24 protein-coding genes are annotated in these 22,617 nt (G+C 73.0%); 6 read left to right on the top strand and 18 right to left on the bottom strand.

Annotated features, from left to right (window positions below; genetic code table 11):
• Window positions 1-141: 141 nt before the first annotated feature.
• The 4 genes from ACGFZP_RS00685 to ACGFZP_RS00670 are packed head-to-tail and all read left to right on the top strand — an operon-like array spanning window position 142 to window position 3,233.
• On the top strand, window positions 142-1,089 hold the full coding sequence (locus ACGFZP_RS00685) for a metal ABC transporter substrate-binding protein (protein WP_392927133.1): 948 nt from the start codon (window positions 142-144) through the stop codon (window positions 1,087-1,089).
• A gap of 16 nt (window positions 1,090-1,105) precedes the next feature.
• Window positions 1,106-1,870: a metal ABC transporter ATP-binding protein gene (locus ACGFZP_RS00680; RefSeq protein ID WP_392927130.1), complete on the top strand. Its 765-nt coding sequence runs from the start codon at window positions 1,106-1,108 to the stop codon at window positions 1,868-1,870.
• On the top strand, window positions 1,867-2,787 hold the full coding sequence (locus ACGFZP_RS00675) for a metal ABC transporter permease (RefSeq protein WP_392927127.1): 921 nt from the start codon (window positions 1,867-1,869) through the stop codon (window positions 2,785-2,787). The genes ACGFZP_RS00680 and ACGFZP_RS00675 overlap by 4 nt, the downstream gene beginning before the upstream one ends.
• Before the next feature lie 35 nt (window positions 2,788-2,822).
• Window positions 2,823-3,233 carry a Fur family transcriptional regulator gene (locus ACGFZP_RS00670; protein WP_392927124.1) on the top strand — a complete coding sequence of 137 codons (411 nt, stop codon included), beginning with the start codon at window positions 2,823-2,825 and terminating at the stop codon, window positions 3,231-3,233.
• Between the two features lie 72 nt (window positions 3,234-3,305).
• Here the strand turns inward: ACGFZP_RS00670 and ACGFZP_RS00665 are convergent, their stop codons facing one another.
• From ACGFZP_RS00665 to leuA, 4 genes are all read right to left on the bottom strand, one after another.
• A complete protein-coding gene (locus ACGFZP_RS00665; RefSeq protein WP_392927121.1) occupies window positions 3,306-4,145 on the bottom strand; it encodes an isoprenyl transferase in 840 nt (279 codons plus the stop codon).
• A 4-nt stretch (window positions 4,146-4,149) separates the two neighbouring features.
• Window positions 4,150-4,896 carry a DNA repair protein RecO gene (gene recO / locus ACGFZP_RS00660; protein WP_392927118.1) on the bottom strand — a complete coding sequence of 249 codons (747 nt, stop codon included), beginning with the start codon at window positions 4,894-4,896 and terminating at the stop codon, window positions 4,150-4,152.
• Window positions 4,897-5,188: 292 nt separating this feature from the next.
• Window positions 5,189-5,686, bottom strand: a complete 498-nt coding sequence (locus ACGFZP_RS00655; RefSeq protein WP_392927115.1) for a TerB family tellurite resistance protein — start codon at window positions 5,684-5,686, stop codon at window positions 5,189-5,191.
• A 415-nt stretch (window positions 5,687-6,101) separates the two neighbouring features.
• A complete protein-coding gene (leuA, locus tag ACGFZP_RS00650; protein WP_392927113.1) occupies window positions 6,102-7,898 on the bottom strand; it encodes a 2-isopropylmalate synthase in 1,797 nt (598 codons plus the stop codon).
• Window positions 7,899-8,230: 332 nt separating this feature from the next.
• Here leuA and ACGFZP_RS00645 point away from each other — a divergent pair, with 332 nt between their 5' ends.
• Window positions 8,231-9,250 carry a M4 family metallopeptidase gene (locus ACGFZP_RS00645; RefSeq protein ID WP_392927110.1) on the top strand — a complete coding sequence of 340 codons (1,020 nt, stop codon included), beginning with the start codon at window positions 8,231-8,233 and terminating at the stop codon, window positions 9,248-9,250.
• A gap of 79 nt (window positions 9,251-9,329) precedes the next feature.
• Complete coding sequence (locus tag ACGFZP_RS00640; RefSeq protein ID WP_392927107.1) at window positions 9,330-9,596, top strand: protealysin inhibitor emfourin; 267 nt, start codon at window positions 9,330-9,332, stop codon at window positions 9,594-9,596.
• 43 nt (window positions 9,597-9,639) lie between these two features.
• Here ACGFZP_RS00640 and ACGFZP_RS00635 read toward each other — a convergent pair whose 3' ends face one another.
• From ACGFZP_RS00635 to ACGFZP_RS00570, 14 genes are all read right to left on the bottom strand, one after another.
• Window positions 9,640-10,353 (bottom strand): alpha/beta fold hydrolase, encoded by a 714-nt coding sequence (locus tag ACGFZP_RS00635; RefSeq protein ID WP_392927105.1) that lies wholly within the window; start codon window positions 10,351-10,353, stop codon window positions 9,640-9,642.
• A gap of 286 nt (window positions 10,354-10,639) precedes the next feature.
• The gene (gene era / locus ACGFZP_RS00630; protein ID WP_387939814.1) at window positions 10,640-11,569 is read right to left on the bottom strand and encodes a GTPase Era; all 930 of its coding nucleotides are present in this window, start codon (window positions 11,567-11,569) and stop codon (window positions 10,640-10,642) included.
• 61 nt (window positions 11,570-11,630) lie between these two features.
• A complete protein-coding gene (locus tag ACGFZP_RS00625) occupies window positions 11,631-11,792 on the bottom strand; it encodes a hypothetical protein (RefSeq protein WP_392927102.1) in 162 nt (53 codons plus the stop codon).
• 136 nt (window positions 11,793-11,928) lie between these two features.
• Window positions 11,929-12,282: a cytidine deaminase gene (locus ACGFZP_RS00620; RefSeq protein WP_392927100.1), complete on the bottom strand. Its 354-nt coding sequence runs from the start codon at window positions 12,280-12,282 to the stop codon at window positions 11,929-11,931.
• A 71-nt stretch (window positions 12,283-12,353) separates the two neighbouring features.
• Window positions 12,354-12,893 carry a DUF4383 domain-containing protein gene (locus ACGFZP_RS00615; protein WP_387939808.1) on the bottom strand — a complete coding sequence of 180 codons (540 nt, stop codon included), beginning with the start codon at window positions 12,891-12,893 and terminating at the stop codon, window positions 12,354-12,356.
• A 75-nt stretch (window positions 12,894-12,968) separates the two neighbouring features.
• A complete protein-coding gene (locus ACGFZP_RS00610; protein WP_392927098.1) occupies window positions 12,969-13,205 on the bottom strand; it encodes a hypothetical protein in 237 nt (78 codons plus the stop codon).
• A gap of 32 nt (window positions 13,206-13,237) precedes the next feature.
• A complete protein-coding gene (locus ACGFZP_RS00605; RefSeq protein WP_392927095.1) occupies window positions 13,238-14,563 on the bottom strand; it encodes a hemolysin family protein in 1,326 nt (441 codons plus the stop codon).
• Between the two features lie 19 nt (window positions 14,564-14,582).
• Window positions 14,583-15,077, bottom strand: a complete 495-nt coding sequence (gene ybeY / locus ACGFZP_RS00600) for an rRNA maturation RNase YbeY (RefSeq protein WP_387939802.1) — start codon at window positions 15,075-15,077, stop codon at window positions 14,583-14,585.
• Window positions 15,078-15,091: 14 nt separating this feature from the next.
• Window positions 15,092-16,213, bottom strand: a complete 1,122-nt coding sequence (locus tag ACGFZP_RS00595; protein ID WP_392927092.1) for a PhoH family protein — start codon at window positions 16,211-16,213, stop codon at window positions 15,092-15,094.
• A 196-nt stretch (window positions 16,214-16,409) separates the two neighbouring features.
• Window positions 16,410-17,327 (bottom strand): ribonuclease Z, encoded by a 918-nt coding sequence (locus ACGFZP_RS00590; protein ID WP_392927089.1) that lies wholly within the window; start codon window positions 17,325-17,327, stop codon window positions 16,410-16,412.
• 5 nt (window positions 17,328-17,332) lie between these two features.
• Complete coding sequence (locus tag ACGFZP_RS00585) at window positions 17,333-17,686, bottom strand: histidine triad nucleotide-binding protein (RefSeq protein WP_392927086.1); 354 nt, start codon at window positions 17,684-17,686, stop codon at window positions 17,333-17,335.
• A gap of 52 nt (window positions 17,687-17,738) precedes the next feature.
• Window positions 17,739-18,398: an RDD family protein gene (locus ACGFZP_RS00580; protein ID WP_392927083.1), complete on the bottom strand. Its 660-nt coding sequence runs from the start codon at window positions 18,396-18,398 to the stop codon at window positions 17,739-17,741.
• Between the two features lie 112 nt (window positions 18,399-18,510).
• Window positions 18,511-21,759, bottom strand: a complete 3,249-nt coding sequence (locus ACGFZP_RS00575) for a PDZ domain-containing protein (protein ID WP_392927081.1) — start codon at window positions 21,757-21,759, stop codon at window positions 18,511-18,513.
• A 98-nt stretch (window positions 21,760-21,857) separates the two neighbouring features.
• The gene (locus ACGFZP_RS00570) at window positions 21,858-22,607 is read right to left on the bottom strand and encodes a 16S rRNA (uracil(1498)-N(3))-methyltransferase (RefSeq protein ID WP_392927078.1); all 750 of its coding nucleotides are present in this window, start codon (window positions 22,605-22,607) and stop codon (window positions 21,858-21,860) included.
• Between the last annotated feature and the right edge of the window lie 10 nt (window positions 22,608-22,617).

Raw genomic sequence — 22,617 nt, 5'->3', positions numbered from 1 at the left:
TTGCGCGTACCCGAATACCTCAGGTTACCGGCCAGACGGGTACGAGGTTCAAATCGGTATCGCTCGCCCGTCCACCCACCCCTCCGCTCACCCGTCCGAGTGATTTGACAATCATTTCCATCTAACCTGAGAATGGTTGTCATGATGATCCGACGACCCGCCCGCACCGCCATAGCCCTGACCGCGACCGCCGCAGCCGCCGCCCTCCTCACCGCCTGCGGCGGGGACAGCAGCGCCCAGGGCACGGACGGCAAGCTGGACGTCGTCGCCTCCTTCTACCCGATGGAGTACCTCGCCTCACAGATCGGCGGCGAGCACGTCAAGATCGTCGACCTGACCGCCGCCGGCGTCGAGCCGCACGACCTGGAGCTCACCGCCAAGCAGGTCGCGAGCCTCCACAAGGCCGACGCCGTGCTCTACCTCAAGGGCCTGCAGCCCACCGTGGACAAGGCGGTCGCCGACTCCGGCGCCAAGCACGTGGTCGACGCCACCGCCGCCAGCCCGCTGGTCGACCACCACCTCGCCGAGGGCGCCGAGGAGGGCGACGGCCACCAGCACGAGGGCCCCGCCGGCGACCCGCACATCTGGCTCGACCCGACCCGCTACGCGGCGGTCGCCAGGAGCGTCGGCGCCGAGTTCGCCAAGGCCGACCCGGAGCACGCGGACGACTACCGGAAGAACACCGACGAGCTGGTCGGCAAGCTCACCGGCCTGGACCAGGAGTTCCGGGACGGCCTGAAGAACGCCAGGACCAGGACCTTCGTCACCAGCCACGCCGCCTTCGGCTACCTCGCCGAGCACTACGGCCTCACCCAGGTCGCCATCAACGGCGTCGACCCGGAGTCCGAGCCCACCCCGGCCCGGCTGGCCGAGGTGCAGAAGGCCGCCAAGGAGAACGGCGCCACCACCGTCTTCTTCGAGACCCTGGTCAGCCCCAAGCTCGCCGACACCGTGGCGAAGGACCTCGGCCTCAAGACCGCCGTCCTGGACCCGCTGGAGGGCGTCAAGGAGCCGGCCAGGAACGACTACCTGACGATCATGAAGCAGAACCTGGCCAACCTGCAGGCCGCGCTCGGCGCCACCAGCTGACGGGACGACAGCACCGATGACCCTTCCGATACCCCCGGCCGTCCGCCTTGGCAACGCCGTCGCCTCCCGCGGCGGCCGGCCGGTGCTGCGCGGCGTCGACCTCACCGTCCAGCCCGGAGAGGTGGTGGCCCTGCTCGGCGCCAACGGCTCCGGCAAGTCCACCACCGTCAAGGCCGTGATCGGTACCGTCCCGCTGGAGCGCGGCAGCCTGGAGCTGTTCGGCACACCGTTCGCCAGGTTCCGCGCCTGGCACCGGATCGGGTACGTGCCGCAGCGCACCACCGCCGCCTCCGGCGTCCCGGCCACCGTCCGCGAGGTGGTCTCCACCGGGCGCCTGCCGCAGCACGGACTGCTGCCGTTCCGCCGCAAGGACCGCACGGCGGTGGACCGGGCCCTGGCCGCCGTCGGCATGCTGGACCGGGCCGGCGACGGCGTCGCCGACCTCTCCGGCGGACAGCAGCAGCGGGTGCTGATCGCCCGCGCCCTGGTCGGCTCCCCCGACCTGCTGATCATGGACGAGCCGATGGCCGGCGTGGACTCCGCCAGCCAGCAGGTGCTCGCCGACACCCTGCGCACCGAGGTGGCCCGCGGCGCCGCCGTCCTGCTGGTCCTGCACGAACTCGGGCCGCTGGAGCCGCTGATCGACCGCGCGGTGGTGCTGCGCGACGGCTGCGTCGCCCACGACGGCCCGCCCGTCCCGGGCGCCGGACTGCACGCCCTGCCCGGCCACGACCACGTCCACCCGCACGCCGACCACACCCCGCCGAGGCTGCTCGCATGACCGAGATGCTCTCCTACGACTTCATGCAGCGCGCCCTGCTCGCCGCCGTGCTGGTCGGCATCACCGCGCCCGCCGTCGGCATCTACCTGGTGCAGCGGCGCCAGGCGCTGATGGGCGACGGCATGGGCCACATCGCGATGACCGGCGTCGGCCTCGGCTTCATCTTCCAGACCAGCCCGGTCTGGATGGCCGTACTGGTCTGCGTGCTCGGCGCCATCACCATGGAGCTGGTCCGCTCGCGCGGCAACCAGCGCGGCGACATCGCCCTCGCGATGCTCTTCTACGGCGGTATGGCCTGCGGCAAGCTGCTGGTCTCGAAGTCCGCCCAGGCCGGCGCCGGCTCCCTGGAGAGCTACCTCTGGGGCTCCATCCTGACCGTCTCCCCCGGGGACCTCGCCACCATCGCCGCGCTCGGCGCGGTGGTCATCGCCGTCACCGTGGGCCTGCGCCGCCAGCTCTTCGCGATCTGCCAGGACGAGGACTTCGCCCGCGTCACCGGCCTGCCGGTGCGCCTGCTCAACCTGCTGCTCGCCGTGATGGCCGCCGTCACCGTCACCGTCGCCATGCGGGTGGTCGGACTGCTGCTGGTCAGCGCCCTGATGGTGGTGCCGGTGGTGGCCGCCCAGCAGCTCACCCGTTCCTTCGCCGCCACCCAGGTCGGCGCCATCGCGCTCGGCGTGGTGGTCTCGCTGGCCGGCGTGGCCGGCTCCTACCAGACGGACGTCCCCTCCGGCCCGGCCATCGTGCTGCTCGCCATCGCCGTGTTCGCGGTGTTCAGCGTGATCGCCGCCCCGCTGGCCCGCCGCCGGCACCGGCGGACGGCCGATGCCGGACCGGTGGTCTGCGACGTCCAACTGCCCGCGCCCGGTACCTCCGACGAGACCGACCCGGGCCGGAGGGCGGGGCTGGCACAATGAGGTGCGAGACGCCCACACCCCCAGGAGGACCCACGGTGACCACCGCAGGCCCGTCGCCGCGCGCCCGCTCGACCCGGCAGCGTGCCGCCGTCTCGGCGGCCCTGGACGAGATCGAGGACTTCCGCAGCGCGCAGGAGCTCCACGACATGCTCAAGCACCGGGGTGACTCGGTCGGCCTGACAACGGTCTACCGCACTCTGCAGTCGCTCGCCGACGCCGGCGAGGTCGACGTGCTGCGCACCGCCGACGGCGAGGCCGTCTACCGCCGGTGCAGCAGCGGACACCACCACCACCTGGTCTGCCGGCTCTGCGGTGCCACCGTCGAGGTCGAGGGTCCGGCCGTGGAGCGGTGGGCCAACTCGGTCGCCGCCGAGCACGGGTTCACCGACATCGCGCACACCCTGGAGATCTTCGGCACCTGCTCGGAGTGCGCCGCCAAGGCCTGACCCGGACGCCGAGGGGCCCGTGGGATCGTCTCCCACGGGCCCCTCGGCGTACCGGTGTCAGCGGTACCGGCCTCAGCGCTGGGCGGGCAGCTCGGTGGCCAGCGGCACCTCGTTCGGGATCGCCCCGCCGAAGCGCCGGTCGCGCATCGCGTACTGCTCGCAGGCGCGCCACAGGTCCCGGCGGTCGAAGTCCGGCCAGAGCACGTCCTGGAACACGAACTCGGCGTACGCGGACTGCCAGAGCAGGAAGTTGGAGGTGCGCTGCTCGCCGCTGGGGCGCAGGAAGAGGTCCACGTCCGGCATGTCCGGGTGGTACAGGTACTTGGCGATGGTCTTCTCGTTGACCTTCTTCGGGTCCAGCCGGCCGGCCGCCACATCGGCCGCCATCGCCGCCATGGCGTCCGCGATCTCGGCCCGGCCGCCGTAGTTGACGCACATGTAGAGCGTGACGGCGTCGTTGTCCTTGGTCTGCTCCTCGGCGACCTGGAGCTCCTGGACGACGCTCTTCCACAGCTTGGGCATCCGGCCGGCCCAGCGGATCCGCACGCCCATCGCGTCCATCTCGTCGCGGCGGCGGCGGATGACGTCCCGGTTGAAGTTCATCAGGAACTTCACCTCGTCGGGCGAGCGCTTCCAGTTCTCGGTGGAGAACGCGTACAGCGAGATGTTCTTCACGCCGAGCTCGATCGCGCCCTTGAGGACGTCCAGCACCACGGACTCGCCGACCTTGTGGCCCTCGGTGCGCGGCAGACCGCGCTCCTTGGCCCAGCGGCCGTTGCCGTCCATGACGATCGCCACGTGCTCGGGGACGAGCTCGCCGGGGAGCTTCGGCGGCGTGGCACCGCTGGGGTGCGGGGTCGGAGGGAGGTACTCCCTTTGCTTGCCGCCGCCGAAGAGCCGTCGCGCTGCCATGTGCTCACTTCTCCACGTATCTCATCGAGCGGATGCCCCGCTCAAGGTGCCACTGCAGATAGGCCGCGACCAGGCCGCTGCCCTCCCGCCAGTACCTCGGCTCGCAGCTGTCGGCCGTCTGCCAGTCCCCTGACAGCAGCGCGCCGAGCAGTACCAGTGTCTCAGGGGAGGGTACGGCACAACCGGGTACTCGGCAGTCCCCGCACAGCACCCCGCCCGCCTGGAGCGAGAAGAACCGGTTCGGGCCGTCCAGCCCGCACTTGGCGCAGTCGGTGAAGCTCGCGCCGTAGCCGTTGACGGCCAGCGAGCGCAGCAGGAAGGCGTCCAGCACGAGGTGCGACTCGTGCACCCCGGCGGCCAGCGTGCGCAGGCCGCCGACCAGCAGCAGGTACTGCTGGACGGCGGGTTCGCCCTCGTTCTCGGCGAACCGTTCCGCCGTCTCCAGCATGGCCGTCCCGGCGGTGTACCGGCCGTAGTCGGTGACGATCGAGCCGCCGTAGGGGGCGATCGTCTCCACCTGGGTGCAGAGCGGCAACCCGCGGCCGATCAGGTCACTCCCCCGGCTGAAGAACTGCACGTCCACGTGCGAGAACGGCTCCAGCCGGGCGCCGAACTTGGACTTGGTCTTGCGCACGCCGCGCGCCACCGCGCGCACCTTGCCGTGCTGGCGGGTGAGCAGGGTGATGATCCGGTCGGCCTCGCCGAGCTTCTGCGCCCGGAGCACCACGCCGTCGTCCCGGAACAGACTCATGCCGCGGCCCCGCGGCCGGCGTCGAACAGTGTGGACATCCCACCATTGTCCCCCAGGACCCGGACCTCGTGGCCGGCGGCAGCCGTGTGCCCGCACCGGGGCCGAGGGGGGGACGACCGGTCGGTGCGGGTCACGGCGGGCCCAAGTGGGGGCACCTCCCGGCCGAGGGCTGAGGTGGGGGAGGGTCGGGCCCGGTATGTGGGGGTCTGCGGAATCGGACCAGCGCGGCGGGAGCCGGGCGGCGGGGAGCCGGGCGGCGGGGAGCCGGGCGGCGGGGAGCCGGGCGGCGGGGTCAGCGCGAGGCGCGGGTGGCCGCCTCCAGCAGCGCCCCGACCCGCGCCTGCGGCAGGTCCAGACAGCGCCCGACGGCGACCAGCGCCTCGCGCTCCTGCGGGAGGTAGCGGCCGTCGGCCAGGGCGATCGCGGCCCCCTGCAGCAGCAGCCGCTCCCGGCCCTGGTGGGCCAGGTGCGGGGCGAGCGGTTCGAGCACCGCGTGCAGCTCCACGGCCAGGCCTCCGGCCATCCCGTGGGCGTCGTAGAGCTCCCCGCCGAGGCCGGAGAGCGCGGCGAGCGCGGCCAGCACCTGGGCCTCGCCGCAGTCCTCGAAGCCGGCCTCCCGGACGGAGCCGCAGGCCGCCTCGCGGGCCGCCCGGTGCGCGGTGCCGCCGGCCGCCAGCAGCGCGAGGGCGATGGTGTACTGGGCGTCGCGCAGCATCCCGGCCAGGCGGACGCAGGTCGGCTGCTCCAGGCTCTCCACGCCGTAGCGGCCGTGGCAGGAGGTGCACTGCACGCTCCCGATGACCGGGCCGAGCGGGAGGACCGGGGTACCGAGAAGCCGCAGCCACCGCCGGCCGTGCTGCCGGCGGTAGTTGCGGTCCCCGCCGCAGCCTGGGCAGAAGAAGTCGCCGAGAACGTCAGTCCGCCACCGCGGGCGAACACCCCACAACCCTGTCACGGCGCCACTCCCCAGACATGGCAGGCGGCCTGCACAACAATGGGCAGGTCACGCGACCGGACTCCGCGGCCGTCCCACCGACCCGGTTTTCCGGTGGATCGATGTTGCCACGGTTACCGGCACGTGTCAGTACCCCCAACGGCTTCCGATCCGAAAAAATGTGGCGCAGGACACAGCGGCCCGCCCCTGGCCGCCGGAAACGACGGCGGGCCGCCCCAGGGGACGGCCCGCCGACACTCACCCGTACGAACTACCCGCGCTGCGAGCGGTTGACGGCGCTGATCATCGCCTTCAGCGAGGCCAGCACGGTGTTGCCGTCGATGCCCACGCCCCACAGCACCTTGCCGTCCACGGCGCACTCGACGTACGCGGCGGCCTGGGCGTCGCCGCCCTCGCTCAGCGCGTGCTCGGCGTAGTCCAGCACCCGTACGTCCACGCCGATCTGCGCCAGCGCGTCGGCGAAGGCGGACACCGGGCCGTTGCCGGAGCCGGTCAGGGTGACGGGCGCGCCGTCGACCAGCGCCTCGGCGGTCAGCGCGTCCCGGCCGTCCTCGGTGGTCAGGCTGCGCGAGCCGCTCAGCGCGATCCGGCCCCACGGGTTGTCGATGGTCGGCAGGTACTCATCCTGGAACACCGCCCAGATGGCGGCCGGGGTGACCTCGCCGCCCTCGGCGTCGGTCTTGGCCTGGATGATCCGGGAGAACTCGATCTGCATCCGGCGCGGCAGGTCCAGCTTGTGGTCGTTCTTCAGGACGTACGCGACGCCGCCCTTGCCGGACTGGCTGTTGACCCGGATGACCGCCTCGTAGCTGCGGCCGACGTCCTTCGGGTCGATCGGCAGGTACGGCACGCCCCAGACGTGCTCCCCGACCGGCACGCCGGCCGCCGCGGCGTCCGCCTCCAGGGCGTCGAAGCCCTTCTTGATGGCGTCCTGGTGCGAGCCGGAGAAGGAGGTGTACACCAGGTCGCCGGCGTACGGGTGGCGCGGGTGCACCTCCATCTGGTTGCAGTACTCGGCGGTGCGGCGGACCTCGTCGATGTCCGAGAAGTCGATCTGCGGGTCGACGCCCTGCGAGAACAGGTTCATGCCCAGGGTGACCAGGTCGACGTTGCCGGTCCGCTCGCCCTGCCCGAACAGGCAGCCCTCGATGCGGTCCGCGCCCGCCAGGTACGCCAGCTCGGCGGAGGCGACGGCGGTGCCGCGGTCGTTGTGCGGGTGCACCGACAGGCAGACGTGCTCGCGGCGCGACAGGTTGCGCGACATCCACTCGAACTGGTCGGCCTGGACGTTCGGGGTGGCCCGCTCGATGGTGGCCGGCAGGTTCAGGATGATCTCGCGGCCCTCGCCGGGCTGCCAGACGTCCATGACCGCCTCGCAGACCTCCAGGGCGAAGTCCAGCTCGGTGTCGACGAAGATCTCCGGCGAGTACTGGTAGCCGAAGACGGTGTCGTCGCCCAGCAGCTTGTCTGCGTACTCCATCACCAGCCGGGTGCCGTCGGTGGCGATCGCCTTGGTGGCGGCCTTGTCGTTGCGGAACACCACCCGGCGGAACAGCGGCGCGGTCGCGTTGTACAGGTGCACGGTCGCGCGCGGGGCGCCGACCAGCGACTCGACGGTCTTCTCGATCAGCTCCTCGCGGGCCTGCGTCAGCACCGAGATGGTGACGTCCTCGGGGATCGCCCCCTCCTCGATCAGCGAGCGAACGAAGGCGTGGTCGGTGGCACCGGAGGACGGGAAGCCGACCTCGATCTCCTTGTAGCCCATCGCGACCAGCAGGTCGAACATCTTGCGCTTGCGGGCCGGCGACATCGGGTCGATCAGCGCCTGGTTGCCGTCCCGCAGGTCGGTCGAGAGCCAGCGCGGCGCCTTGGTGATCACCTTCGACGGCCAGGTGCGGTCCGGCAGGTCGACGGTGCCGAACGGCAGGTAGCGGCCGTGGCGCATGCCCGAGGGCTGCTGGCGCACGGTGGCGGCGGTGATCGGGGTCGCGCGGTCGACGAAGGCGCGACCGGCGGGGATGGACGCGGCGGAGCTCTGCTCGGTCATGGAGGTGACTCTCGGCTTCCTGTGGTGCGGGGCTGGTCGGGGGGAGGTGGACACCCGACTGGCCGGCCTGCTGCCGCTCGCGACCCCTCGTCGGATCGCCCGTTTCCTACGCGCACAGCACAGTCCCCGCGGCGAGGGAGCCGGCCCTGGTGGACTACAGGCCCTCGACGCGGCAGCTAAGAAGGAGCAGCCCGTTGCGCATGATGTTCACAAGCGTAACCCAGCCTCGCGCGCCCCCGAAGTGAGCCCGGCGACATTTCCACCCCTTGAGACGGCGGGCACTTCCGTCCGCGCCGGTGACAACACGTCATCGAGGCCTCACCCTTGGCCACATGACAGCAGACCTGCCGCTCTGCGCGATCGTTCCGCCGTTCATCCTGGACCGCCTCGCCGAGGACGGTCACACCCCCGCCGCCCGCTCACTCGCCCTGGACGCCGTGCACCGCGCGGCCCGCCTGGCGCCCGCCCCTCCCCCGCCCGGACCGGCCCGGCTGGAGCGGGTGATCGCGGACGCCGGGCACGCCGAGCGGCTGCCCGGCCGCGTCGTGCGCCGCGAGGGCCAGAACCCCGGTACCGACGACTCGGTCAACCACGCCTACGACGGCCTCGGTGCGACCTTCGCCCTGTTCTCCGAGGCGTACGGGCGCCGCTCGATCGACGACCAGGGCCTACGGCTGGACGCCACCGTCCACTACGGCCGGCACTACGACAACGCCTTCTGGGACGGCCGGCGGATGGTCTTCGGCGACGGGGACGGCGTGATCTTCGGCGACTTCACCGCCTGCGTGGACGTCATCGGCCACGAACTCTCCCACGGCGTGACCCAGTTCACCGCCGGCCTGGAGTACCAGGGCCAGCCCGGCGCGCTCAACGAGTCCGTCTCCGACGTGTTCGGCTCACTGGTCAAGCAGTACGCGCTGCGGCAGGACGCCGCCGACGCGGACTGGCTGATCGGCGCCGGGCTGCTCGCACCGGGCGTGCAGGGGGTGGCGCTGCGGTCGATGAAGGAGCCGGGCACCGCGTACGACGACCCCCGGCTCGGCAAGGACCCGCAGCCCGCCCATCTGCGCGACTACGTGCACACCGCCTCGGACAACGGCGGCGTGCACATCAACTCCGGCATCCCGAACCACGCCTTCTACCTGCTCGCCACCGCCCTCGGCGGCCCGGCCTGGGAGTGCGCGGGGCAGATCTGGTACGACGCGCTGACCGGCCGGCGGCTGCCGGCGGACGCGGACTTCACCGCATTCGCCCGGGCCACCGTCGCGGCCGCCCGGGACCGCTACCCCGAACCCTCCGTCGCCGACACCGTCACGGCGGCCTGGGCCCGGGTCGGCATCAGCCCGGGTTGAGGCGGGCTTAGGGCGAACCTTAGGTCAAGGTCCGGGAAAACGTCGGCAAACGCCATCCCTGCGTAGCACCATGGACACCATGCGTATCCAGGTGACCCGGACCGGCGGCCTCGCGGGACACGTCCGCCGCGCGGCGCTCGACACCGCCGAGCGTATCGACGCCCCGCACGTCCACGCACTCGCCCGCGAGGCCGTCGCGGGCGGGCTGCGCGCGCCCTCCTACGGGGTGCCGGACGGCTTCCACTACGAGATCACCGTCGACGGCCGGACGGTCCACTGCGCCGACCCCAAGCTGACCGACTCGCAGCGGGAGCTGGTCTCGCTGGTCCTGCGCGAGGGCGCCTGAGCGCCCCCGCGGGGCCGGGCTCGGGCCACTCCACCGGCCGGCCTCAGATCCAGCCGTCGAGCGAGGCCATGAAGCCCTCGTGGTCGTCCCGGTGGATGGTGTGGCCGCTGTCCTCGACGGTGCGCACCTCGTAGCCGAGGCCGCGCAGCTCCTCGGCGTCCTCGGGGGTGATCAGGAAGCTCCGCCCGGGCAGCTGGACCAGCGAGGGGACGGCGGGCGCACCGGGCAGGCCGGTCGGCTCCTGGTGGCCTGCCAGGGCGAGCGCGCTGTCCGCGTCCCAGGCCGCGACGGTGGCCAGCTCGACGTCCACGTCGACCTCCTCCCAGCGCGGGCTGAGCAGCTTGATCTGCTCCCGGGAGGCCCGCTTGAACAGGGTGAAGGCGGACGGCGTGAACAGGCCGGGCTGGGCGAACTTCCAGGCCGGGTCGGAGTAGACGGCCCGGGCGGGCTTCAGCCGGTCGACGGCGTCCAGCAGGGCGAGCCCGCCCAGCGAGTGGCCGATGGCGAGGTCCGCGCCGACCGGCAGGGTGTCGACCAGGTCCTGGGCGAACAGCTCGGGGCCGTACCGGTCCACCGGGGTGGCGCCCTCTCCGCGCGGGCTCGCACCGTGCCCGCGCAGGTCCACGGCCACCACCCGGTAACCGCGCTCGGCGAGCGCCGGGCCGACCCTGCGCCAGGTGCGGTGGTCGGACATGATGCCGTGCACCAGGAGGGCGATCCGGTCGCCGGAGCCCCACTCGTGGGTGTTCAGCCTCATTCTGGTGAAACCTCTCTGCTCTGCCGTCACGGTCTGGTCCGCCGTCACTGTCCGCGCCGACGCCGGTCCGCCCTTGCCGGGCGGGGGTGGACGAGGGCCACGGCTCAGCGAACACCCCGGACGGGCCCGAGGGCCAGCGCCGCCGTCCGAGACGACCGTCACTGCGGGCCGTCACTGCGGGCCCGCGACGCGCGAGGGCCCGCCCGGACGCGGTGGTCCGGGCGGGCCCTCCCCGGCCCTGTGCTGCCGAGGTCTTGCCAGAGTCCTGCCGAAGGTGCGCGGGGGCTCAGAAGCCCAGCTTGCGCAGCTGCTTCGGGTCGCGCTGCCAGTCCTTGGCCACCTTGACGTGCAGGTCCAGGTAGACCGGGGTGCCGAGCAGCGCCTCGATGTGCTTGCGGGCGGTGGTGCCGACGTGCTTGAGCCGCGCGCCCTTGGCGCCGATCACGATGGCCTTCTGGCTCTGCCGCTCGATGTAGACGTTGGCGTGGATGTCCAGCAGCGGGCGGTCCGCCGGGCGGCCCTCGCGCGGGATCATCTCCTCGACGACCACGGCCAGCGAGTGCGGCAGCTCGTCCCGGACGCCCTCCAGTGCGGCCTCCCGGATCAGCTCGGCCACCATGATCTGCTCGGGCTCGTCGGTGAGGTCGCCGTCCGGGTAGAGCGGCATGCCCTCCGGGAGCAGCTTGGTGATCAGGTCGGCGACCAGTTCGACCTGCTTGTCGCCGACCGCCGAGACCGGGATGATCTCGGCCCACTCGATGCCCAGCTCCGCGCCGAGCTGGTGGACGGCGATCAGCTGCTCGGCCAGCCGCTTGGAGTCGACCAGGTCGGTCTTGGTGACGATGGCCACCTTGGGGGTCTTCTTGATGTCGGCGAGTTCCTTGACGATGAACTTGTCGCCGGGGCCGAGCTTCTGGTCGGCGGGCAGGCAGAAGCCGATCACGTCGACCTCGGCCCAGGTGCTGCGGACCAGGTCGTTGAGCCGCTCGCCGAGCAGGGTGCGCGGCTTGTGCAGGCCGGGCGTGTCGACGAGGACGAGCTGGGCGTCCGGGCGGTGCACGATGCCGCGCACGGTGTGCCGGGTGGTCTGCGGACGGTCGGAGGTGATCGCGACCTTCGTCCCCACCAGGGCGTTGGTCAGGGTCGACTTGCCCGCGTTGGGCCGGCCGACGAAGCACGCGAAGCCGGAGCGGTACGAGGAGGAAGGGGCACTCATGCGCTCCATTCTCCCTGATCACCGGGAGCGCGACGGACCAGGCTGCCGACGGCGTGCCCGTTCAGCCCTTCCCGCCCCCTCCGAGCGAGGCGATTCCCATGATCAGGACGAGTAGGAGGAACGCCAGCGAGCCCCAGAGCCAGAACGGCGAACCGGTCTCCTGCCACTTGCCCATCCCCATCACGCCCAGCAGCAGCCCCGCGAAGAACGCGAACGGCCCCATCTCCCCAGCCCCCTCAGCACGTCCCACTCCCGGTGAGATTATCTGCCGTATTCGGGGGTGGATGGCCGGGGTCCCAGGGTGCACGACCGGGTGCGGGGCGCCCGGACCCTCGGCCCGGGCGCCCCGCGGACGCGGCTCAGCGGGCCTCGGCCGCCACCTTCAGCGCGCCGTCCGGCCCGGCCAGCAGGACCGGCGTCCCGGCGCCGCCGAGGTCCCGCACCGCGGCCAGGTCGGCCTCGGCGGGCTCCCCGGCCTCGCTCACCACGGCCGCCGCCTCCAGCGACTTCGCGCCGCTGGCCACCGCCATCGCCACCGCCGTCTGCAGCGCGCTGAGCCGCAGCGACTCCAGCGCGACCGTCCCGGCCACGTACGTCCGGCCGGTCTCGTCGCGCACCGCGGCCCCCTCCGCGACGCCGTTGCGGGCGCGGGCGGAGCGGGCCAGGGTGATGATCTTCTTGTCTTCGGGGTCGAGTTCGACGATGTCACTCATGCCCAGGAGCATAGGCCCGGGGCCCGAACCCCGGCCGGGCCGGGCTCGGCAGCCCGACCCGGCGGCCCTGCTCAGTGGCCGATCGGGTTCGGCGGCCCGGGCCGCAGCACCTTGACGAGCGTCTTGGGACCGGAGGGCATCGGCTCCTCGTCCTCCGACCGCTGCCGCCAGTACGGGTTGTCGTGCGGCAGGTGGCTGCTGACCCGGCCGTACATGCCGAAGGTCACCACGACCACGCCGAAGACGAACGCGAAGATGATGTTGGACATCCGGAAGTTGAGGATGTTGGCGTCCGGCCGGCCGAGCACCGTCAGACCGTAGAACCCGGAGAGCACGAAGAGCGCGCCGACCGCCATGTTCACGTTGGAGGCGACGTTCCCCCCGATCACCGCTCCGGCGACCAGGACGGCGCCCACCACGATCGAGAGGATGCTCAGCGCCCCGTTGGTCGAGAGCCCGGCGATGTGGTCGCCACTGGTGGACAGGAAGCCCGGATGGTCCAGCAGTCCGAGGATCCCGAACACGATCAGGAAGACCCCGCCGAGTCCCGCCCCGATCCGCCAGACCGTGACGAGCTTGTGGTCGACGGGCAGTTCGTCTTGCAGCTTCATGGCGGCCTCCACCATGGGACGTCGGACGGCCTGGGCCCGCGCCGCCCCGCGCACGGAGGAGCGCGGCCGGGCCGATCAGCTGTAGGGGTGGCTCCCCTGCATGTGGGGCACCTCGTGCATGTACAGCGAACCGCACTGCTGGCAGCAGCGCAGCCCGGTGCCCCAGTCCTCCTCCGGCCGGTTCTCGGCGTCGGTGTCCATGGTGCGGCCGCACAGGGCCGTCGCGGGGTCGGCGGCCCGGACGACGTGCCAGGACTTCGCCCCGGCCGACCGGCCCTGCGGGCCGTACTCCGCACGCAGTAGATGACTCATGTACCCATGGTCGATCGCCTCGGGCCCGGACGCTACTCGCCGGTGTCCGCGGCCGCCCCGGACGCCACCCGGACCGGGGCGGCAACCATCGAGCCGATCCGGTTGCGGCGGCCCGCCGAGCTCTCGGCGGTGAGCCGGATCGCGGTCAGGTCGGTGGCGGCGTCCTCCGGCAGCGGGATCTCGCAGGACGACCCCGGGATCGGCACCCGGCCGAGGTGCTTGGCGAGCAGGCCGCCGACGGTCTCGACGTCCTCGTCCTCCAGCTCGATGCCGAACAGCTCGCCCAGGTCCTCGACCAGCAGCCGGGCGGTGATCCGGTACGAGCCGTCCCCGAGGTCCTCGACCGGCGCGATCTCCCGGTCGTACTCGTCGGTGATCTCGCCGACGATCTCCTCCAGGATGTCCTCGATGGTGACCAGCCCGGCGGTGCCGCCGTACTCGTCGATCACGATCGCCACGTGCGAGCGCATCTGCTGCATCTCGCGCAGCAGGTCGGTGGCCGGCTTGCTGTCCGGGACGAAGACGGCCGGCCGCATCACCGTGCCGACCTCGTCGGACTCGGAGTCCCGGTTGATGTGGGTGCGGCGCACCAGGTCCTTGAGGTAGACGATGCCGACCACGTCGTCCTCGTTGTCGCCGACCACCGGGATCCGCGAGAAGCCGGAGCGCAGCGCCAGGGTGAGCGACTGTCGGACGGTCTTGTGCCGCTCGATCATCACCAGGTCGGTGCGCGGGACCATCACCTCGCGCACGATGGTGTCGCCGAGCTCGAAGACGGAGTGCACCATCCGGCGCTCCTCGTCCTCGATCAGGTCGTCCTTCTCGGCGAGGTCCACCAGGGCGCGCAGCTCGGCCTCGGAGGCGAACGGCCCCTCGCGGTAGCCCTTGCCCGGGGTGAGCGCGTTGCCGAGCAGGATCAGCAGGCGCGGGATCGGGCCGAGGACGCTGGCCAGCGGCAGCAGCACGAAGGAGGCCGCGGTGACGGTGGTCAGCGGGTGCTGGCGGCCGATCGTGCGCGGCGAGACGCCGACCGCGACGAAGGACACCAGCACCATCACGCCGAACGCCAGCAGCACGGCCTGCCAGGTGGAGTCCAGGTTCCGGACGCACACCACGGTGACCAGGACGGCCGCGGCCATCTCGCTGGCCACCCTGATCAGGGTGGCCAGGTTCAGGTAGCGGATCGGGTCGGAGGCCAGGGTCAGCAGTCGCGTCGCCCCCCGCCGCCCGGCCCGGACGGCCTCCTCGGCGCGGAACCGGGAGACCCTGGAGATGCCCGCCTCGGCGCACGCGGCCAGCCAGCCGAGGACGACGAGCAGGACGGCACCCAGGATGAAGCTCGTACTCTCACCACTCACAGGGGTTCGGGCTCCGCGCTCAGTGGGTGGTGGGGGCCGGGGAGATCCCGCCGAGGCCGCGGCCCGCCCGCCAGTCGTCCAGGATCCGCTTCTGGAGGGCGAACATCTCCTCCTCCTCGTCGGGCTCCTCGTGGTCGTAGCCGAGGACGTGCAGCACCCCGTGGACGGTGAGCAGCTGCAGCTCCTCGTCCATCGAGTGCTTGGACGGGGCCGCCTTGCCCTGCTGCTCGGCGACCTCGGGGCAGAGCACGATGTCGCCGAGCAGGCCCTGCGGGAGCTCCTCGCCCTCCTTGCCGGGGCGCAGCTCGTCCATCGGGAAGGACATCACGTCGGTGGGCCCCGGGAGGTCCATCCACTGGATGTGCAGCTCCTCCATCGCCGCACCGTCCACCAGGATCACGGACAGTTCGGACTGCGGGTGGATCCGCATCTTGTCCAGTGCGTAGCGGGCGACGTCGAGGATGGACTCCTCGTCGGCGTCCCAACCGGACTCATTGGCGATGTCGATCGACATGACGGGCTGGTTACTCAGCTTTCGGTGCGATGGGACTGTCGGGGTGCGCGCGAGCCGCGCCGCTGGGTGGGCTTGCGGGCGGCCGGCGGAGTGCCCTCCTCGGCCTCCTGCCGGGCGTCCCAGCGTTCGTACGCGTCCACGATCCGGCCGACCAGCTTGTGGCGGACCACGTCGGTGCTGGTGAGGACGGAGAAGTGGATGTCGGGCACGTCGACCAGGATGTCCTGGACGACCTTGAGGCCGCTGCGGGTGCCGCCCGGGAGGTCGATCTGGCTGGTGTCGCCGGTGACGACCACCCGGGAGTTGAACCCGAGGCGGGTGAGGAACATCTTCATCTGCTCGGGCGAGGTGTTCTGGGCCTCGTCCAGGATGATGAAGGCGTCGTTGAGGGTGCGGCCGCGCATGTAGGCGAGCGGGGCGACCTCGATGGTGCCCGCGGCCATCAGCCGGGGGATGGAGTCCGGGTCCATCATGTCGTGCAGCGCGTCGTACAGCGGGCGCAGGTACGGGTCGATCTTCTCGTAGAGGGTGCCGGGCAGGAAGCCCAGCCGCTCCCCCGCCTCGACGGCCGGACGGGTCAGGATGATCCGGTTGACCTCCTTGGCCTGGAGGGCCTGGACGGCCTTGGCCATCGCGAGGTAGGTCTTGCCGGTACCGGCCGGGCCGAGGCCGAAGACGATGGTGTGCTTGTCGATCGCCTCGACGTAGCGCTGCTGGTTGAGGGTCTTGGGTCGGATCGTGCGGCCCCGGTTGGACAGGATGTTCGCGGTGAACACCTTGGACGGCGCCGGGCTGTCCGGGTCGTCCACGGCGCTGCGGAGCATGGCGATGGAGCGCTCCACGGAGTCCTCCGTCAGGGGCTGGCCGGTGCGCAGCACCAGCATCATCTCGTTGAAGAGCTGCTGGACGAGGGTGACCTCGGCGCGCTCTCCGGTGGCGGTCACCTCGTTGCCGCGGACGTGGATGTCCGCGGCGGGGAAGCCCCGCTCGATCACGCGCAGCAGCGAGTCCGCGGTGCCGAGCAGGGTGACCATCGGGTGCTTCTCGGGGATGACGATCCGGGCGCTGGTGCGGCCCTCGTCGGCCGGTTCCGGGCGCGGGCGTCCGTTCGTACGGGTCTGCGATGTGTCACTCATAGGTCGGCGCTGGGGCCTGCCTCATCCCAATCCGTGGTCTCGTGGTGCCGCTCGGTCTCTCCGGGGTCACCAGGGTACGCCGCGAGCGTGATCGTTGCGGCGGGCGGCGGGGCCGCCTCCGTTGATGCTGGGGCAGATCGGAGCCCGGCGCGAGCGGTTTTCCGCCCGTCCGGAGGGCGCACCGCCGGGGTCCGCACTACCGGCGCGGGGGGACCGGGACCCGGGCGAGGTCCTCGGCGAGCACGATGGTGCCCTCGAAGTGCTTGCGGGCGTCGGCGAGGTGCTGGGCGAGGTCGGGGTAGCGCTGGGAGAAGTGGGTGAGCACCAGGGTGCGGGCCCCGGCCTCGGCGGCGACCTTGGCGGCCTGGCCCGCGGTGAGGTGGCCGTGGTCCTCGGCGAGCCGGAGGTCGGCGTCGGTGAAGGTGGCCTCGACGACCAGCAGGTCGGCGCCCTCGGCGAGTTCGTGGACGCCCTCGCAGAGCCGGGTGTCCATCACGAAGGCGAAGCGCTGGCCGGGCCGGGGTTCGCTGACCTCGTCCAGGGTGATCCGGCGCCCGCCGGCGTCGATCACGCCCTGGTGCTGGAGCCGGCCGACGTCCGGGCCGGCGAGGCCGAGGGCGGCGAGGCGCTCGGGCACCAGCCGGCGGCCGTCGGGCTCGGAGAGCCGGTAGCCGAAGGACTCCACGGGGTGCGACAGCCGGACGGCGTCCAGCGCGAAGCGGGCGCCGGGCGCGGGCAGCGGGCCGGGCTCCTCGATCGGGCGGGGGCGCAGCACGGCGGTCTCGTGGTAGGCGGTGGCGTACCGCAGCCGTTCGAAGTACACCTCGCCGGACGCCGGGAAGTAGACGTCGACCGGGTGCGGAACGCGGTCCAGGTTGATCCGCTGGATCACCCCGGCCAGGCCCAGGCTGTGGTCGCCGTGGAAGTGCGTGACGGCGATCCGGGTGATCTGGGTGGCCGAGACCCCGGCGTGCACCATCTGGCGCTGGGTGCCCTCGCCGGGGTCGAACAGCAGCCCCTCGCCGTCCCAGCGCAGCAGGTAGCCGTTGTGGTTGCGGTGCCGGGTCGGCACCTGGCTGGCGGTGCCGAGGACGACGAACTCGCGCTGTGACACCTCGGTCAGACCATGCGCTCGGTCATCGGGGCGCCGCCGAGCACGTGGACGTGGGCGTGGAAGACGGTCTGGCCGGCGCCGGCGCCGGTGTTGAAGATCAGCCGGTAGTCCTCGATGCCCTCGTCCCGGGCGACCGCGCCGGCCTCGGCGAGCAGCTCGCCGGCGATCTCCGGCTCGGCGGCGGCCAGCTCGGCGGCGTTCGGGTAGTGGACGTGCGGGATGACCAGCACGTGGACCGGGGCCTTCGGGGCGATGTCCCGGAAGGCGAGGGTGCGATCGGTCTTGCGCACCACGGTGGCCGGGATGTCGCCGGCCACGATCTTGCAGAACAGGCAGTCGGGCTGCGGCTCGCCGGCCATCGGGGTCTCCTCGCGGTGTCGCACGGTGTCGGTCGGGGCGTACGGCCGCATGCTAGCCGAGCCGTGCCGTCGCCTGCTGGTACTCGCGCAGGTGCTTCCAGCGGACCACCCGGACCCCGACGGCGGTGCCCTCCGACTCCGGATCCTCGGTCAGCAGGCCGACCACGACGATGACGTAGCCGAGCAGCCAGCGCTTGGTGAGCCGCCAGGTGTGCGGGCGGCTGCCGTCCTTCCTGCGGATCACCCGGGTGGCCAGGACGCCCTTGCCCAGGCTGAAGCCGGTCAGGCGGGCGAGCAGCACCTGGTTGGCGAAGGACGCGGCGAGGAAGACGCCCAGGAGCGTCCCGAAGTAGACGCCGACCGGGCCGTCCGGGCCACTGGCCGCCTTGGCGGAGGCGAAGCCGGCGGTGACGGCGACCAGGCAGTCCAGCGTCGCGGCGAGGAACCGCCGGATCCCGCCGGCCTCCCTGGGCCGCGGCACCCGGGCGGCGGCCTGCTGCTGCGGGTACGGCTGGCCTGGGTGGGGGTGGCCCGGGTACGGCTGCCCGTGGGCCTGCTGCGGGTAGGCCTGCGGCGGGTACGGCTGCTGGGCGTACGGGCCCTGCGGGTACGGCTGCTGACCGTACTGCTGCTGCCCGTACGACTGTTGTCCGTACGGCTGCTGCCCGTACGGCTGCTGTCCGTACTGCGGCGGCGGATAGCCCTGTGCCATGTGCTCCCCCGTGAGCTGTCGATCGTCTGTCGATCATGAACAGCCCCGCATCCTACCCACGCCCCGTGGGGGGAGGGCCGACCGGCCGCCCTCCCCCCACGGCGGGTGGACGCTACTCCCAGGGGAGCGGCGGCGGGGTCTTCGCCGGGGTCTCGGCCAGGGCGGCCAGGGCGATCCGGACGCCCTCGGCGAGCTGCGGGTCCTCGCCCGCGCCCCACTGGTGCGGGGCGATCGGCACCTCGACGTCCGGGTCGACGCCGTGGTTCTCCACGCCCCAGCCGTAACCCTCCAGCCAGAAGGCGTACTTGGGCTGGGTCACCAGGGTGCCGTCGACCAGGCTGTACCGGCTGTCGATGCCGATCACCCCGCCCCACGTCCGGGTGCCGACCACCGGTCCGAGCTTCAGCGCCTGGATGGCGGCGTTGACGATGTCGCCGTCCGAGCCGGAGAACTCGTTGGCCAGCGCCACGATCGGCCCGCGCGGCGCGTCACCCGGGTAGGGCACCGGGCTGGCGATGTCCCGGGCGACGTCCCAGCCGATGATCCGCCGGGCCAGCTTCTCGATCACCAGCTGCGAGGTGTGGCCGCCGCGGTTCTCCCGGATGTCGACGATCACCCCCTCCTTGATCATCTCCGACCGCAGGTCGCGGTGGATCTGGGCCCAGCCGGTGGTCTGCATGTCGGGGATGTGCAGGTAGCCGAGCCGCCCGCCGGACAGCTCGCGGACGGCGGCCCGCCGCCCGACCACCCAGTCGTGGTAGCGCAGCGGCTCCTCGTCGGCGAGCGGGACGACGACCGGGTGGCGCTGGTCGGTGCCGTCCTTGCCGGCCACCGTCAGCTCCACCGGCTGCCCGGCGGTGCCCGCCAGCAGCGGCGCCGGGCCGGTGACCGGGTCCACCGGGCGGCCGTTGACGGCGAGGACGGCGTCCCCCGGGCGGACGGCGGCGCCCGGCGCGGCCAGCGGGGAGCGGGCCCGCGGGTCGGAGGACTCCCCGGGCAGGATGCGGGCGATCCGCCAGACATCGCCCTCCTTGACCAGGTCGGCGCCGAGCTGGCCCTGCCGGCGGGCGGCCTCGGCGTGGACGCCGTGCGGGATCACGTAGGCGTGCGAGGTGCCGAGCTCGCCGTGCACCTCCCAGAGCAGGTCCACCAGGTCGTCGTGCGAGCCGACCCGGTCCACCAGCGGCCGGTAGCGGTCCAGCACGCCGGTCCAGTCCACGCCGGCGAGGTCCGGGCGCCAGAAGTTGTCGCGCATCAGACGGCCGTTCTCGGCGTACATCTGCCGCCACTCGGCCGCCGGATCGACCGTCACCCGGAGCCGGGAGAGGTCGACCTCGATCTCGTCGTCGTCGCCGACCGCCTTGTGGTCGGCGGGGACGATCCGCAGCTCGCCCTCGTCCAGGACGGCCAGCCGGGAGCCGTCGGCGCTGACCGCGAACGCGTCCAGGCCGTCCACCAGCTGCTCGGCGCGGCGCTTGCGGAAGTCGAACCGCTCCAGCGTGGGCCGCGGCCGCTCGTCCTCCAGCGAGGCCGCCTCGTCGCCGAGTTCGCCGACCAGCGGGATCCTGGTCCAGAGCACACCGTCCTTGGCGGCCTTCAGCGCCCCGAAGCGGCCGCCCTCGACCGGGAACGGGATGATCCGGTCGGCGATGCCGTCCAGGTCGACCCGGGTGGCGGGCGGCGCGTCGGCCGAGGCCTCCTCGCCGTCCGCCTTGCGGCCCTTGGGCTCGTCCTCGTCCCCGCCGACCGCGCGCCCGGCCCGCTGCGGCCCGAACGGGGACGGCGTGTCGGCGGCCAGCGTGACCAGGTAGGGGCGGCAGCCGTTGGGGAACGACAGGTCGAAGACGTGCGAGTCGTAGACCGGGTCGAAGTTGCGCACCGAGAGGAACGCCAGGTGGCGTCCGTCGGCGGTGAAGACCGGCGAGGTGTCGATGAACCGCTGCGGGGTGACCTCCCCGACCGTCCGGGTGGCCAGGTTGGCCAGCACGATGTGGCGCAGCGACCAGGCGCCGAGGCCGGCCGCCGGCTGCGACCAGGCCAGCCAGGCCGAGTCCGGGCTGAACGCCAGCCCGGAGACCTCGCCGTCCGTGCTGCGGGCCAGCTCGTGCACGGTGCCGTCGGCGAGCGCGACCAGCAGCACCCGCCCGTCGTGCGAGCCGACCGCCGCCTGCTTGCCGTCCGGCGACACCACCAGGGAGAGCACCCGGCCGAGCGCGCCGACCGCCAGCCGGCGGCGCTCGGCGCCCAGCACGGCGGGGGCGTACTCGATCGCGTCCTCGCCCTCGGCGTCCGTCACCCAGAGCACGCCCTGCGCGCCGTCCTCACCGGGCACCACGCGGGCCTGGCGGCCGCGCACCCCCGGCGTCTCGTCCAGCACCCGGGCCGGGCCCTCGCGGTGGGTCAGCCAGTGCACGCTGCCGCGCACCACGACGGCGCCGGCCCGGCCGGTGCGGTCGGGGGCGACGCTCTCCAGCCAGTGCGCGGCCGCCACCGGGCGGGGGCGGCGGCCGGCCCGCGGGCCGGCCAGCAGGATGTCCGGGCGGCGCGGCTCGGCGCCGTCGAGGTCGTCCAGCAGCCAGAGGTCGCCGGCGCTGTGCCAGATCACCCGGGTGCCGTCGGTGGTGGCGCCGCGGGCGTAGAAGCCCTCCGGGGAGGTGGTGTGCCGGCGCAGGTCGGTGCCGTCCGGGAGGCTGGAGTACAGCTCGCCGACGCCCTCGTGGTCGGAGAGGAAGGCGATTCTGGAGGCGTCCGGCCCGCCCACCCAGAGCGGGGAGTCGAGCTGCCCGTCGAGGTCCGCGTGGACCCGGACGAACTCGTCCCGGCCGATCCAGAGCTTGCCGGCCTGGCCGCCCCGGTAGCGCTTCCACCAGGCGGGCTCCCGGTTGCCCGCCGAGGCCAGCAGCACGCCGTCCCCGCCCGGCTCGAACGCCAGGCCGCCGATCGGCCCGTACGGCAGCCGGACGGGCTCGCCGCCGTCCAGCGGCACGGCGTGCGCCCAGGTGCGCCGCAGGGTGGCCTGTCCGGCGGTGGTGGTGGCGATCGGGCGGCCGTCGGCCGTCCAGCCCTGCAGCTGGGTCTGCGCGCTGCCCCAGTACGTCAGCCGGCGGGACGGGCCGCCGTCCACCGGGGCGACGTGCACCTCGGGCGCGCCGTCCCGGGTGGAGGTGAAGGCGATGTGCCGCCCGTCCGGCGAGAACCGCGGCCGGCGGACCGGGACGTGATCGGCCGTCAGTCGCCAGGCCCGGCCGCCCTCCAGCGGGGCGAGCCAGACGTCGTTCTCGGCGGCGAAGGTGATCAGGTCGCCGTGCAGATGAGGGTGGCGCAGATAGGCGCCCGCTGAGGTGCTCCGAGGTTCGCTCACGCCGTCAGCCTAGGCACGTGCGCACACGACGCGCCCCGGTTTTCGTGGACTGCGAACTCCTACGGAGGACACCCGCGGCGGGCGGCGCGCCCCGGCGGTCAGCCCCAGCGGCCGGTACGGCCCAGCAGCAGGGCGCCGGCGGCCACGCCCGCGGTGGAGGTGCGCAGCACCGACGGGCCGAGCCGGTACGGCCTGGCGCCGGACTCGGCGAAGGCGGCCAGCTCCTCCGGGGAGACCCCGCCCTCCGGTCCGACCACCAGCACGATGTCCCCGGCGGCGGGCAGCGCGGCGGCGGCCAGCGGTTCGGCGCCCTCCTCGTGCAGCACGGCGGCGAGCGCGGCGCCGGCCAGCACCGGGGCCAGCTGCCGGGTGGTCACCGGCTCGCGGACCTCGGGGAAGCGCAGCCGGCGGGCCTGCTTGCCGGCCTCCCGGGCGGTGGCCCGCCACTTGGCGAGCGCCTTGGCGCCGCGCTCGCCCTTCCACTGGGTGATGCAGCGCGAGGCGGCCCAGGGGATCACCACGTCCACGCCGACCTCGGTCATGGTCTCGACCGCCAGCTCGCCCCGGTCGCCCTTGGGCAGCGCCTGGACGACCACGATCCGCGGGCCCGGCTCGGGCTCGCGGCGCACCGCCGCCACCGTCACCTCGATCGCGTCCTTGCCGTGCACGGCCGTCACGGTGCCGTCCACGCCGAGGCCCAGTCCGTCGGCGAGGGTCACCGCCTCGCCGGGCTCCAGCCGCTTCACGGCGGCGGCGTGCCGCCCCTCCGGCCCGTCCAGCCGGACCACCGCGCCCGGGGCGGCGGGGGCGAGCTGCGCGGTCTCGACGACGAACACGGGCGCGGTCATGAGGTCCCCT

Source organism: Kitasatospora sp. NPDC048239 (genome assembly GCF_043202015.1).
Classification (GTDB): Bacteria; Actinomycetota; Actinomycetes; order Streptomycetales; family Streptomycetaceae; genus Kitasatospora.
This window is presented reverse-complemented; position numbering and strand designations above follow the sequence as displayed.

What these genes read in the sequence shown, in the direction of transcription:
- ACGFZP_RS00685 (WP_392927133.1), top strand. Translation starts at nt 142, where the DNA reads ATGATGATCCGACGACCCGCCCGCACCGCCATAGCCCTGACCGCGACC.
- ACGFZP_RS00680 (WP_392927130.1), top strand. Translation starts at nt 1,106, where the DNA reads ATGACCCTTCCGATACCCCCGGCCGTCCGCCTTGGCAACGCCGTCGCC.
- ACGFZP_RS00675 (WP_392927127.1), top strand. Translation starts at nt 1,867, where the DNA reads ATGACCGAGATGCTCTCCTACGACTTCATGCAGCGCGCCCTGCTCGCC.
- ACGFZP_RS00665 (WP_392927121.1), bottom strand. Translation starts at nt 4,145, where the DNA reads ATGGCAGCGCGACGGCTCTTCGGCGGCGGCAAGCAAAGGGAGTACCTC.
- recO (WP_392927118.1), bottom strand. Translation starts at nt 4,896, where the DNA reads ATGAGTCTGTTCCGGGACGACGGCGTGGTGCTCCGGGCGCAGAAGCTC.
- leuA (WP_392927113.1), bottom strand. Translation starts at nt 7,898, where the DNA reads ATGACCGAGCAGAGCTCCGCCGCGTCCATCCCCGCCGGTCGCGCCTTC.
- ACGFZP_RS00645 (WP_392927110.1), top strand. Translation starts at nt 8,231, where the DNA reads ATGACAGCAGACCTGCCGCTCTGCGCGATCGTTCCGCCGTTCATCCTG.
- ACGFZP_RS00640 (WP_392927107.1), top strand. Translation starts at nt 9,330, where the DNA reads ATGCGTATCCAGGTGACCCGGACCGGCGGCCTCGCGGGACACGTCCGC.
- ACGFZP_RS00635 (WP_392927105.1), bottom strand. Translation starts at nt 10,353, where the DNA reads ATGAGGCTGAACACCCACGAGTGGGGCTCCGGCGACCGGATCGCCCTC.
- era (WP_387939814.1), bottom strand. Translation starts at nt 11,569, where the DNA reads ATGAGTGCCCCTTCCTCCTCGTACCGCTCCGGCTTCGCGTGCTTCGTC.
- ACGFZP_RS00625 (WP_392927102.1), bottom strand. Translation starts at nt 11,792, where the DNA reads ATGGGGCCGTTCGCGTTCTTCGCGGGGCTGCTGCTGGGCGTGATGGGG.
- ACGFZP_RS00620 (WP_392927100.1), bottom strand. Translation starts at nt 12,282, where the DNA reads ATGAGTGACATCGTCGAACTCGACCCCGAAGACAAGAAGATCATCACC.
- ACGFZP_RS00615 (WP_387939808.1), bottom strand. Translation starts at nt 12,893, where the DNA reads ATGAAGCTGCAAGACGAACTGCCCGTCGACCACAAGCTCGTCACGGTC.
- ACGFZP_RS00610 (WP_392927098.1), bottom strand. Translation starts at nt 13,205, where the DNA reads ATGAGTCATCTACTGCGTGCGGAGTACGGCCCGCAGGGCCGGTCGGCC.
- ybeY (WP_387939802.1), bottom strand. Translation starts at nt 15,077, where the DNA reads ATGTCGATCGACATCGCCAATGAGTCCGGTTGGGACGCCGACGAGGAG.
- ACGFZP_RS00595 (WP_392927092.1), bottom strand. Translation starts at nt 16,213, where the DNA reads ATGAGTGACACATCGCAGACCCGTACGAACGGACGCCCGCGCCCGGAA.
- ACGFZP_RS00585 (WP_392927086.1), bottom strand. Translation starts at nt 17,686, where the DNA reads ATGGCCGGCGAGCCGCAGCCCGACTGCCTGTTCTGCAAGATCGTGGCC.
- ACGFZP_RS00580 (WP_392927083.1), bottom strand. Translation starts at nt 18,398, where the DNA reads ATGGCACAGGGCTATCCGCCGCCGCAGTACGGACAGCAGCCGTACGGG.
- ACGFZP_RS00570 (WP_392927078.1), bottom strand. Translation starts at nt 22,607, where the DNA reads ATGACCGCGCCCGTGTTCGTCGTCGAGACCGCGCAGCTCGCCCCCGCC.